This window comes from Amorphus sp. MBR-141, assembly GCF_053628695.1.
In genome coordinates this window covers 16,636-28,895 of the sequence record NZ_JBRJGW010000007.1, presented here as the reverse complement: position 1 = coordinate 28,895, position 12,260 = coordinate 16,636, and the positions used below count along the sequence as shown (strand labels likewise).

Sequence of the window (12,260 nt, the reverse complement as noted above, 5' to 3'; positions counted from 1 at the left end):
ACGCGCGCCTTCCTGACTTCGACCGATTACCAGCGGTAGTGCGAGAACGCGCGGTTGGCCTCGGCCATCTTGTGCGTGTCTTCGCGCTTTTTGACTGCAGTGCCACGGTTGTTCGACGCATCGAGCAGCTCGCCCGACAGGCGGTCGACCATGGTCTTGTCGTTACGCTTGCGCGCAGCGGTGATCAGCCAGCGGATCGCCAGCGCCTGACGGCGCTCGGGGCGAACCTCGACCGGCACCTGGTAGGTGGCGCCACCGACACGCCGCGACCGGACTTCGACCGTCGGCATGACGTTGTTCAGGGCCTCGTGGAACACGCCCACCGGATCCTGGCGGGTCTTGCCCTCGATCACGTCGAGGGCGCCGTACACGATGCCCTCGGCGGCCGACTTCTTGCCGTCGTACATCACCGAGTTCATGAACTTGGTGATCACGATGTCGCCGTACTTGGGGTCCGGCATGATCTCGCGCTTTTCCGCGCTATGACGACGTGACATGTCCCAGTCTCTCTCCGAAACCCTGTGCTCTCCCCGGCCGCGCTCGTCGCGCCGGGGCAGAAAACCTTACTTAGGCCGCTTGGCGCCGTACTTCGACCGGCGCTGCTTGCGATCCTTGACGCCCTGCGTGTCGAGAACACCGCGCAGGATGTGGTAGCGCACGCCCGGAAGATCCTTGACGCGGCCGCCGCGGATCATCACGACCGAATGCTCCTGCAGGTTATGGCCCTCGCCCGGGATGTACCCGATGACTTCGTACTGGTTGGTCAGGCGAACCTTCGCGACCTTACGCAGTGCGGAGTTCGGCTTCTTCGGCGTCGTCGTGTAGACGCGCGTGCAGACGCCACGCTTCTGCGGGCACGCTTCCATCGCCGGAACCTTGTTGCGCTTGGTCGGCGCCTTACGAGGCTTGCGGATCAACTGGTTGATGGTCGGCATACTTATCCGTTCCGTTGTGCCCGAACCCGAGAACTCTCGTCCACGTCCGGCCATGACAACAAAAACGCCGGCCCCGCCACTCGCTCTCACGAGGTGCGGACGGCGCGCGCATCCAGAGGACTACCCAGCGTGTGACTGGCTAGTCATGGTACCGAGCTTTGTGTCGCTCATGGACCCGACAGCGTTTAAGCCGATGTTCTCGCGTCGACCGCAAGAAAGGAAAAGGCTTACCGCCTGCCGTGGAGTGCGCGATACCTAGTCACTTCGGCGGGGGCAGTCAACCCCTCCTCCGCCGAAATGGCGCCGTTTGTCGCGCTTTCCCGGTGCCGGGAGCAGCCGGCGGGCCGACGAAGCCGGCGAAGGGGATCAAGGCCCCGGATTCTGCACAGCAGGCGCGCGTGCCGCCGAAACGGGCCGGCCTTCCGCCCGCCGATCGGCAGCCACCCAACACGGCGATTCGCCCGCGGGGCCTCATCGTCGTCCGGCGCCCTGGCCGGCCGAGGTGCCGGCCGGCCGCCGGCGCGCAGACCGCCCGGGCTACTGGAGCGAGGCCGGGCCGCAGTAGGTGTCGTGCAGATTGCAACCGACGGCGCCGTGCGACGCGCACTCGTCGAGGGCCCTGCTGTGCGCGCGGTCCCTGGACGACCCCGCGCCGATGCCGAACGACTTCTCGTCTGCCGAACGGGCAAGCGCCACGCACATGTCGGTGCCCCCGAAGGCGAGCTTGCAGTCGCTGACGCCCCTCCCCTGGCACTCCGACATCGCCACGGTGCGCGCGGCCATGTCGCTGTCGCCCTGCGCGAAGGCGACGTCGCCTGTAGACGGGCTGTAGACGACTGCGACGAAGGTGCCGTCGGCTCCGGCAGCCGCAGCCGGCAATGTCACGAGGATCGCAAAAATGAAAGAAACCTTGCGAATGACAGAAAAATTTCCAAATTCCATCCCAACCTCCAATGAATCTAGAGCAACTATCGACTTCTCTACACCAGCCCCCGCTCGCTTCTAAGCTCTTCGGGGGTTTATGGGAGGTCATGAAATCATGAAGACAGCAAAAATGCCAATCCGAAATCCTCGTCTGGGTCGAGTCTTCTATAAAATGGCCATCAGCCGCGAGCGTCGAATGGGCGCGCTGGCGCGGAGGGGCGGGCGGTCCGGAGGGCTGGAGAGCCGATCGGCAAGAAAAAAGGCCGCGGCAGGTGCCTGCCGCGGCCTTGATAGAACGGTGCTGGAAGCGCGCTAGAGCCTTTTCCGATCAGGTGGTGACACCTGATCGATACGAAATGGCTCCAGAAGCAAAGCCCTGAGCCATTCCTTTTCGTTCAGATCGCTTCGATCTGAACGGGAACTGCTCCAGACGCGAGAGCGGCGCTACTCGTTCGCCGCGGCAGCGCGCTCCTCGAGCAGGCCCCGGTCGAACTTCGCCTGCTCCTTGCGGCGCTCTTCCAGGATGAGCTCGTCGCGACGGGCGGCGATTTCCCGGATGCGGGTCATCGTTCCGCCGGTACCGGCCGGGATGAGACGTCCGACGATGACGTTCTCCTTGAGGCCCTCAAGCATGTCCGCCTTGCCGTTGACGGCTGCCTCGGTGAGCACCCGGGTCGTCTCCTGGAACGAGGCCGCCGAGATGAACGACCGCGTCTGCAGGCTCGCCTTGGTGATGCCGAGCAGCACCGGCGTCGCCGTTGCCGGCTTGCGCCCGTCGGCGACCGCCGCCTCGTTGATCGCATCCAGCTCGACCCGGTCGATCTGCTCGGCGTGGAGCAGCTCGGTCTCGCCGGCGTCGTCGATCTCGACCTTCTGCAGCATCTGGCGAACGATCACCTCGATGTGCTTGTCGTTGATGGTCACGCCCTGGAGCCGGTAGACCTCCTGGATCTCGTTGACGAGGTAGGCGGCAAGCGCCTCGACGCCGTTGATCGCCAGGATGTCGTGCGGCGCCGGGTTGCCGTCGAGCACGTAGTCGCCCTTCTCGATGAGGTCGCCATCCTGCAGGTGGATGTGCTTGCCCTTCGGGATCAGGTACTCGGTCGGCTCGAGGCTCTCGTCCTCGGGCTCGATGATGATCCGGCGCTTGTTCTTGTAGTCCTTGCCGAACCGCACGGTGCCGGTGATCTCCGCGATGACGGCGTGATCCTTCGGACGCCGCGCCTCGAAGAGCTCCGCCACCCGCGGCAGACCGCCGGTGATGTCACGGGTCTTCGCGCTCTCCAGCGGAATACGCGCCAGCACGTCGCCGGCCGAGACCGAGGCGCCCCGGTCGACCGACAGGATGGTGTCGACCGACAGGAGATAGCGGGCGTCGCCGCCGCGCGCGACCTTGATCAGCTCACCCTTGTCGTTCTTGATGACAATGGCGGGCTTCAGTTCCTGACCGCGGGTGTGCGAGCGCCAGTCGATGACCGAACGCTTGGTGATGCCGGTCGCCTCGTCGGTCGATTCCGACACCGAGACGCCTTCCACCAGATCCTCCAGATCGACCTTGCCGTCCACCTCGGTGAGGATCGGGCGGGTGTACGGATCCCATTCGGCGATACGCTGGCCGCGCTTGATCTCATCGCCGTCGTCGATGTGCAGGCGCGAGCCGTAGATGATCTTGTGGACCACCCGGTCCGAACCGTCCTTGTCGACGATCGCCACCTGCATGTTGCGGCCCATGACGACGAGCTTGCCTTCCGAGTCCCGCACGACGTTGCGGTTGCGGATGGAGATCTTGCCGTCGAAGGTCGATTCCAGGAACGAGGAGTCGACCACCTGCGCCGTCCCGCCGATGTGGAAGGTACGCATGGTGAGCTGGGTTCCCGGCTCGCCGATCGACTGGGCGGCGATGACGCCGACGGCTTCGCCGAGGTTGACCGGCGTGCCGCGGGCCAGGTCGCGTCCGTAGCAGCTGCCGCAAACGCCCGCCTTGGTCTCGCAGGTCAGCACCGAGCGGATCTTGATCGACTGGATGCCGGCCGCCTCGATCACCTCGACGTCCTTCTCCGAGATCAGCTCACCCGCCGGCACCAGCATCTCGCCGGTCGACGGATCGGTGATGTCCTCACCGGCCGTACGGCCGAGGATGCGCATGCCGAGCGTCGCCACCACCTGGCCGGCATCGACGATCGCCTCCATGGTGATGCCGCGCTTGGACCCGCAGTCCGGCTCGGTCACGATCGAGTCCTGCGCGACGTCGACGAGACGGCGGGTCAGGTAGCCCGAGTTCGCGGTCTTCAGCGCGGTGTCGGCGAGGCCCTTGCGGGCGCCATGGGTCGAGTTGAAGTACTCGAGCACCGACAGGCCTTCCTTGAAGTTCGAGATGATCGGCGTCTCGATGATCTCACCCGACGGCTTGGCCATGAGGCCGCGCATGCCGGCGAGCTGCTTCATCTGGGCCGGCGACCCACGGGCACCGGAGTGGCTCATCATGTAGATCGAGTTGATCGGCTTCTGGCGGCCGGTCGCCTCGTCGCGATGAACCGCCTGAATGCGCTTCATCATCTCGTCGGCGACCTTGTCGGTGCACTTCGCCCAGGCATCGACGACCTTGTTGTACTTCTCACCCTGGGTGATCAGGCCGTCGTTGTACTGCTGCTCGTATTCCTTCACCAGGTCCTGGGTTTCCTCGACCAGCTTTTGCTTGGTCTCGGGGATCACCATGTCGTCCTTGCCGAACGAGATGCCGGCCTTGAACGCGTTGGTGAAGCCCAGCGACATGATCCGGTCGCAGAAGATGACCGTCTCCTTCTGACCGCAGGAGCGGTAGACGGTGTCGATCATCCGCGAGACTTCCTTCTTCGTCATCAGACGATTGCAGGTGTCGAACGGAACGCCGGCATGCATCGGCAGCAGTTCGCCGATCATCATGCGGCCAGGGGTGGTCTCGACGATCGAGGTGCTCTGGTTGCCCTCGGCGTCGACGCCGCTCACCCGTCCGCGGATCTTGGTGTGGACGGTGATCGCTTTCGCCTCGAGGGCATGGTGCAGCTCGGCCATGTTGCCGAACATCATGCCTTCGCCGGGCTCGCCGTCGGCCATCATCGACAGGTAGTAGAGCCCCAGAACGATGTCCTGGGACGGCACGATGATCGGCTGGCCGTTTGCCGGGTGCAGGATGTTGTTGGTCGACATCATCAGCACGCGGGCTTCGAGCTGCGCCTCAAGCGACAGCGGCACGTGCACCGCCATCTGGTCGCCGTCGAAGTCGGCGTTGAACGCCGCGCAGACGAGCGGGTGCAGCTGGATCGCCTTGCCCTCGATGAGCACCGGCTCGAACGCCTGGATGCCCAGGCGATGCAGCGTCGGCGCACGGTTGAGCAGGATCGGATGCTCGCGGATCACCTCGTCCAGGATGTCCCAGACTTCCGGCTTCTCCTTCTCGACCAGCTTCTTTGCCTGCTTGACGGTCGACGAGTAGCCCTTCGCATCGAGGCGCGAGTAGATGAACGGCTTGAACAGCTCGAGCGCCATCTTCTTCGGCAGGCCGCACTGGTGCAGCTTCAGTTCCGGGCCCACCACGATGACCGAGCGGCCGGAATAGTCGACGCGCTTGCCGAGCAGGTTCTGGCGGAACCGGCCCTGCTTGCCCTTCAGCATGTCGCTGAGCGACTTCAGCGGGCGCTTGTTGGCGCCCGTGATGACGCGGCCGCGGCGGCCGTTGTCGAACAGGGCGTCGACGGACTCCTGCAGCATCCGCTTCTCGTTGCGGATGATGATGTCCGGCGCGCGCAGCTCGATCAGCCGCTTCAGGCGGTTGTTGCGGTTGATGACGCGGCGGTAGAGGTCGTTCAGGTCCGACGTCGCGAAGCGGCCGCCGTCCAGCGGCACCAGCGGGCGCAGATCCGGCGGAATGACCGGAACGTGCGTCAGGATCATCCACTCCGGCTTGTTGCCGGACTCGATGAACGCCTCGACGATCTTCAGCCGCTTGGCGAGCTTCTTCGGCTTCAGCTCGGTGGTCGCCTCGGCGATGCCCTGACGCAGCAGCTCGCTCTCGCGGACGAGGTCGAGCTTCATCAGCATCTCGCGGATGGCTTCCGCGCCGATCATCGCCGTGAAGGCGTCCTCGCCGTACTCGTCCTGGGCGCGCAGATAGTCCTCTTCGGAGAGGAGCTGCAGCGGCTTCAGCGGCGTCAGGCCCGGCTCCAGCACGACGTAGTTCTCGAAGTACTGGATCCGCTCCAGGTCCTTCAGGGTCATGTCGAGCAGGAGGCCGATGCGCGACGGCAGCGACTTCAGGAACCAGATGTGCGCGACCGGGGCGGCGAGCTCGATATGGCCCATCCGCTCGCGGCGCACCCGCTGGAGGGTCACCTCGACGCCGCACTTCTCGCAGATGACGCCCTTGTACTTCATGCGCTTGTACTTGCCGCACAAGCACTCGTAGTCCTTCACCGGACCGAAGATGCGGGCGCAGAACAGGCCGTCGCGCTCCGGCTTGAAGGTCCGGTAGTTGATCGTCTCAGGCTTTTTGATCTCGCCGAACGACCAGGAGAGGATCTTCTCCGGGCTGGCGATCGAGATGCGAATCCGATCGAAATCTTGAGTCTGCGCCTGCGTGTTGAACAGGTTCATGACTTCTTGATTCATAAGCTCTCTCCTTCGCCGCGAAGGGCTCAGGGCATGGCCGGGGAAAAGTGGGCCCACTTCTCCGGACGGTAACGCCCGCAATCTCTCAATATGGCCGCAGGACCCCGGCGCTTCGCACGCCGTCCGTCCCGCATCCGGACGTCTGCGACCAACCGCAGGGACGTCCGTCTATTCGCGTTCAGTCCGCAGACCGCCGGCACCGCGCCTCCGGCTGGCCTGTCGTCAGGCGCGCCGGCAAGCCTCCCCGTGGGGAAGCCCGCCGGCGCGAGGGTTGATTATTCGGAGGCGTCCGCCTTGTCCGCCTCGGCCTGCGCCTTGAGGCGCTTCTCGCCGTCGACCAGTTCGACGTTGAGGCCGAGCGACCGCATTTCCTTCACGAGCACGTTGAAGCTCTCCGGGATGCCGGCCTCGAAGGTGTCGTCGCCACGGACGATCGCCTCGTAGACCTTGGTGCGGCCGGCCACGTCGTCCGACTTCACCGTCAGCATTTCCTGCAGCGTATAGGCCGCGCCATACGCCTCGAGCGCCCAGACCTCCATTTCGCCAAAGCGCTGTCCGCCGAACTGGGCCTTGCCGCCGAGCGGCTGCTGGGTGACCAGCGAGTACGGGCCGATCGAACGGGCGTGGATCTTGTCGTCCACCAGATGGTGCAGCTTGAGCATATAGATATAGCCCACCGTCACCTTGCGGTCGAACGCCTCGCCCGAGCGCCCGTCGTAGAGCGTCACCTGGCCAGAGGAATCGAGACCCGCCTGCGCCAGCATCTCCACGATGTCCGGCTCGCGGGCACCGTCGAAGACCGGCGTCGCGATCGGCACGCCGGTGGACAGCTGGCGACCGAGCTTCAGGAGCGAATCGTCGTCGTAGTCGGCGATCGGTTCGGTCGTGCCGCCGTCGAAGATCTCCAGCAGCGTGCTCTTCAGCTCGCTCGTGTTGTGGGCCGCTTGCGCCTGACGGACCAGTTCGCCGATCTTGCGACCGAGGCCGGCACAGGCCCAGCCCAGATGGGTCTCAAGGATCTGCCCGACGTTCATACGGCTCGGCACGCCCAGCGGATTGAGCACGATGTCGACGTGGGTGCCGTCCTCGTGGAACGGCATGTCCTCGACCGGCACGATCCGCGACACGACACCCTTGTTGCCGTGACGGCCGGCCATCTTGTCGCCCGGCTGGATCTTGCGCTTCACCGCCACGAAGACCTTGACCATCTTCATGACGCCCGGCGGCAGCTCGTCGCCGCGCTGCAGCTTCTCGACCTTGTCGATGAAGCGGCCTTCGAGGCGCTTGCGGCTCTCGTCGTACTGCTTCTGGGTCGCCTCGATCTCGGTCATCACGGCGTCGTCGCCGACGGCGAACTGCCACCACTGGCTCCGCGGATGCGCATCGAGCCCTTCGCGGGTGATGACGTCTCCCTTGCGGAAGCCCTTCGGCCCGGCGGTGGCCTCCTTGCCGGACAGCACCTCGACCAGACGGCCGTAGACGTTGCGGTCCAGGATCGCCTGCTCGTCGTCGCGGTCCTTGGCGAGACGCTCGATCTCCTCGCGCTCGATCGCCATGGCGCGTTCGTCTTTCTCGACGCCGTGACGGTTGAACACGCGCACTTCGACGACCGTGCCCTGGACGCCCGGCGGCACCCGCAGCGAGGTGTCGCGCACGTCGGAGGCCTTCTCGCCGAAGATCGCCCGGAGGAGCTTCTCTTCCGGCGTCATCGGGCTTTCGCCCTTCGGCGTGATCTTGCCGACGAGGATGTCGCCGGCGTTCACTTCCGCGCCGATGTAGGTGATGCCGGCTTCGTCGAGGTTCTTCAGCGCTTCTTCCGACACGTTCGGAATGTCGCGCGTGATTTCCTCCGGTCCGAGCTTGGTGTCGCGCGCCATCACCTCGAATTCCTCGATGTGGATCGAGGTGAAGACGTCGTCCGACACGATCCGCTCGGAGAGCAGGATGGAGTCCTCGAAGTTGTAGCCGTTCCACGGCATGAACGCGACGAGCACGTTGCGGCCGAGCGCGAGATCGCCCAGATCGGTCGAGGGACCGTCGGCGATGATGTCGCCCTTTTCAACCACGTCACCGACGCGCACCAGCGGACGCTGGTTGATGCAGGTGTTCTGGTTGGACCGCTGGAACTTCATCAGCCGGTAGATGTCGACGCCCGACTTGGTCGGATCGAGATCGGAGATGGCGCGCACGACGATACGCGTGGCGTCCACCTGGTCGATGACGCCGGCCCGGCGGGCCGAGATCGCCGCACCGGAGTCCCGGGCGACGACCGCTTCCATACCGGTGCCGACGAACGGCGCCTCGGCGCGCACCAGCGGCACGGCCTGACGCTGCATGTTCGAGCCCATCAGCGCGCGGTTCGCGTCATCGTTCTCCAGGAACGGGATGAGCGCGGCCGCGACCGACACCAGCTGCTTCGGCGACACGTCCATGTAGTCGACGCGGTCGCGGGCGACCATCATCACTTCGCCGGCGTGGCGGCAAATGGTCAGCTCTTCCTCGAACGTGCTCTCCGCCGTCAGCGGCGCGTTCGCCTGGGCGACGTGGTATTTGGATTCCTCCATCGCCGACAGATAGAAGACGTCGTCGGTGACCTTGCCGTCGATCACCTTGCGGTACGGCGCCTCGATGAAGCCGTACTTGTTGACGCGCGCGAAGGTCGCCAGCGAGTTGATCAGGCCGATGTTCGGACCTTCCGGGGTCTCGATCGGGCAGATGCGACCGTAGTGGGTCGGATGCACGTCGCGAACCTCGAAGCCCGCCCGCTCGCGGGTCAGACCGCCCGGGCCAAGCGCCGACAGGCGGCGCTTGTGGGTGACTTCCGACAGCGGGTTGGTCTGGTCCATGAACTGCGACAGCTGCGAGGAGCCGAAGAACTCCCGCACGGCGGCCGCCGCCGGCTTGGCGTTGATCAGGTCCTGCGGCATGACGGTGTCGATCTCGACCGACGACATGCGCTCCTTGATCGCCCGCTCCATGCGCAGCAGACCGACGCGGTACTGGTTCTCCATGAGCTCGCCGACCGAGCGCACCCGGCGGTTGCCGAGGTTGTCGATGTCGTCGATCTCGCCGCGGCCGTCGCGCAGGTTGAGCAGCGTGCGGATGACCTCGAGGATGTCCTCGCGGCGCAGCACGCGGACCGTGTCCTCGCACTGCAGGTCGAGACGCATGTTCATCTTCACCCGGCCGACGGCCGAGAGGTCGTAGCGCTCGGAATCGAAGAACAGCGACTGGAACATCGCTTCGCCGGATTCGATGGTCGGCGGCTCGCCCGGGCGCATCACCCGGTAGATGTCGAACAGCGCTTCCTCGCGGGAGACGTTCTTGTCCGCCGCAAGCGTGTTGCGGATGTACGCACCGGTGGTGACGTGGTCGATATCGAGGAGGGGAATCGTGTCGAAGCCCGCCTCGATGAGCCCCTCGAGGATCTTGTCGGTGATCTCGTCGCCGGCTTCGGCGTAGATCTCGCCGCTCGACGGATTGACCAGGTCTTCGGCCAGATAGTGGCCGTACAGCTGGTCGTTGGTCACCTTCAGCGCCTTGACGCCCTTGTCGGCCAGCTGCCGCGCCGTCCGCGCCGTGAGCTTGCGGCCCTCTTCCAGGAGAACCTCGCCGGAATCGGCATCCACCATGTCGGCGTTGGACTTCATGCCGCGCAGACGGGTGACGTCGAACGGAACGCGCCAGTCCTCGCCGTCGCGGGTGTAGACGACCTGCTTGTAGAAGGTGTTCAGGATCTCTTCGCCGGTGAGCCCGAGCGCCAGCAGCAGCGACGTCACCGGGATCTTGCGGCGACGGTCGATGCGCGCGTGCACGATGTCCTTCGCGTCGAACTCGATGTCGAGCCAGGAGCCGCGATAGGGAATGATGCGCGCCGCGAACAGCAGCTTGCCCGACGAATGGGTCTTGCCCTTGTCGTGATCGAAGAAGACGCCCGGCGAGCGGTGCATCTGGGAGACGATCACCCGCTCGGTGCCGTTGACGATGAAGGTGCCGTTGTCCGTCATGAGCGGCATGTCGCCCATGTAGACTTCCTGCTCCTTGATGTCCTTGACGGACTTCGCGCCGGTGTCCTCGTCGATGTCGAACACGATCAGCCGAAGCTTGACCTTCAGCGGCGCGGCGAAGGTCATGCCGCGCTGACGGCACTCGTCCACATCATATTTCGGCTGCTCGAACTCGTAGTCGACGAACTCGAGGAGCGAGCCTCCAGAGAAATCGGAGATGGGAAAAACCGACTTGAAGACAGCCTGCAAACCCTCGTTCGGGCGCTCGCCGTCGGCGCTTTCCATCATCAGGAACTGGTCGTAGGATGCCTTCTGAACCTCGATGAGATTCGGCATGTTCACCACTTCGCGGATCGAACCGAAGAATTTCCGGACCCGCTTGCGACCGTTGAACGCCTGCGTCATTGTCGCTCCTCGTATCGCTGCCGACGCTGTCACCGGCCTCGGCGGCATCACGTCATGAGGCCGGCACTGGCCGGACCGCCCGCCCGACACTGATCGGGACAGGCACCTCGTTTCGTTTCAAACCCGGCCCACCCGAGGTCGGATCCCACAGAACTTCACCCGTCTTCTGCCTTCCGGACGCCACCAGATGCGGCGCTGGCCGGAAAACCGCGCTCTAAGCGCGTTCGATCTCGGACCGGTCGGCGCCCTGCGTCGACCGGTCCGAGATCGCAATCTTTCACCCGACCGACGGGGCGCCGAGGCGGCCCGTCGGGCTTGGCAACCAGGTCCTACTTAAGTTCGACCTTGGCGCCCGCTTCTTCGAGCTTCTTCTTGATCTCCTCGGCTTCGTCCTTGGAAACGCCTTCCTTCACAGGCTTCGGCGCGCCCTCGACGAGATCCTTGGCCTCTTTCAGGCCAAGACCGGTGATCGTGCGGACTTCCTTGATGACGTTGATCTTCTTCTCGCCGGCGGCGGCGAGGATCACGTCAAACTCGGTCTGCTCTTCGACGACGGCGGCTTCGCCACCACCGCCAGCGGCGGCGACAGCCACCGGAGCAGCCGCAGAGACGCCCCACTTTTCCTCGAGGAGCTTCGAAAGCTCGGACGCCTCGAGGACGGTGAGGGCGGACAGTTCTTCAACAAGCTTGGTCATATCGGCCATAGTTCAATAGTCCTTCCGGTTCGAACCGCTGATGGTTATCTATCGAGATCTCGGTCGCCTTACGCGGCCTCGTCCTTCTTGGCGTACGCACCAAACACCCGGGCGAGCTGCCCGGCCGGTGCGTTGAGAACCTGCGCGATGCGGGTGCCGGGGGTCTGAATCATACCCACCAGCTTGGCCCGCAGCTCGTCGAGCGACGGCAGTGTGGCGAGAGCCTTCACACCGTCCGCATCCAGGTTCGTGGAGCCAAGCGCGCCGCCGAGGAGAACGAGCTTCTCGTTCTTCTTGGCGAATTCCACCGCCGCCTTCGGCGCCGCCACGGGATCGTCGGAATAGACGATCACGGTCGGCCCCTCGAACAGCTCGGTGATGTGCTCAAGCTCCGTGCCACGAAGAGCAAGCTTCGCAAGACGGTTCTTCGCGACCTTAACGGCCCCGCCCGCCTGACGGACCTGCGCGCGCAGAGCCGTCATTTGCGATACCGAGAGGCCCGAATAGTGCGCCACCACGACAACGCCGGTGTTCGAAAACACCGTGTTGAGCGTCGAGACGAACTCGTGCTTCTCCGCTCTTTCCACTTGCCATCTCCGGTTGGCGACCAGACGTGCCGGTCGCCGGTTGCCTTTCGCCGTTCGGAACGC

The 12,260-nt window shown here is 64.8% G+C and carries 7 protein-coding genes; all 7 read right to left on the bottom strand.

The features are described 5' to 3' along the window. Positions 1-26 precede the first annotated feature (26 nt). The gene (gene rpsG / locus ACSSVZ_RS11190; RefSeq protein ID WP_453961121.1) at positions 27-497 is read right to left on the bottom strand and encodes a 30S ribosomal protein S7; all 471 of its coding nucleotides are present in this window, start codon (positions 495-497) and stop codon (positions 27-29) included. A 66-nt stretch (positions 498-563) separates the two neighbouring features. Beyond that, the gene (gene rpsL / locus ACSSVZ_RS11185) at positions 564-935 is read right to left on the bottom strand and encodes a 30S ribosomal protein S12 (RefSeq protein WP_018701463.1); all 372 of its coding nucleotides are present in this window, start codon (positions 933-935) and stop codon (positions 564-566) included. 537 nt (positions 936-1,472) lie between these two features. Then, on the bottom strand, positions 1,473-1,820 hold the full coding sequence (locus ACSSVZ_RS11180) for a DUF4189 domain-containing protein (protein WP_453970024.1): 348 nt from the start codon (positions 1,818-1,820) through the stop codon (positions 1,473-1,475). Between the two features lie 483 nt (positions 1,821-2,303). Further along, positions 2,304-6,503, bottom strand: coding sequence for a DNA-directed RNA polymerase subunit beta' (gene rpoC / locus ACSSVZ_RS11175; RefSeq protein WP_453970021.1), 4,200 nt, complete (start codon positions 6,501-6,503; stop codon positions 2,304-2,306). Positions 6,504-6,778: 275 nt separating this feature from the next. Further along, the gene (gene rpoB, locus ACSSVZ_RS11170) at positions 6,779-10,915 is read right to left on the bottom strand and encodes a DNA-directed RNA polymerase subunit beta (protein WP_453970020.1); all 4,137 of its coding nucleotides are present in this window, start codon (positions 10,913-10,915) and stop codon (positions 6,779-6,781) included. Between the two features lie 329 nt (positions 10,916-11,244). Next, on the bottom strand, positions 11,245-11,619 hold the full coding sequence (rplL, locus tag ACSSVZ_RS11165; protein ID WP_453970018.1) for a 50S ribosomal protein L7/L12: 375 nt from the start codon (positions 11,617-11,619) through the stop codon (positions 11,245-11,247). A gap of 59 nt (positions 11,620-11,678) precedes the next feature. After that, entirely contained in the window at positions 11,679-12,197 is a 519-nt protein-coding gene (gene rplJ / locus ACSSVZ_RS11160; RefSeq protein ID WP_453970016.1) for a 50S ribosomal protein L10, read from the bottom strand. Positions 12,198-12,260: the final 63 nt, after the last annotated feature.

What these genes read in the sequence shown, in the direction of transcription:
- rpsG (WP_453961121.1), bottom strand. Translation starts at nt 497, where the DNA reads ATGTCACGTCGTCATAGCGCGGAAAAGCGCGAGATCATGCCGGACCCC.
- rpoC (WP_453970021.1), bottom strand. Translation starts at nt 6,503, where the DNA reads ATGAATCAAGAAGTCATGAACCTGTTCAACACGCAGGCGCAGACTCAA.
- rplL (WP_453970018.1), bottom strand. Translation starts at nt 11,619, where the DNA reads ATGGCCGATATGACCAAGCTTGTTGAAGAACTGTCCGCCCTCACCGTC.
- rpsL (WP_018701463.1), bottom strand. Translation starts at nt 935, where the DNA reads ATGCCGACCATCAACCAGTTGATCCGCAAGCCTCGTAAGGCGCCGACC.
- rpoB (WP_453970020.1), bottom strand. Translation starts at nt 10,915, where the DNA reads ATGACGCAGGCGTTCAACGGTCGCAAGCGGGTCCGGAAATTCTTCGGT.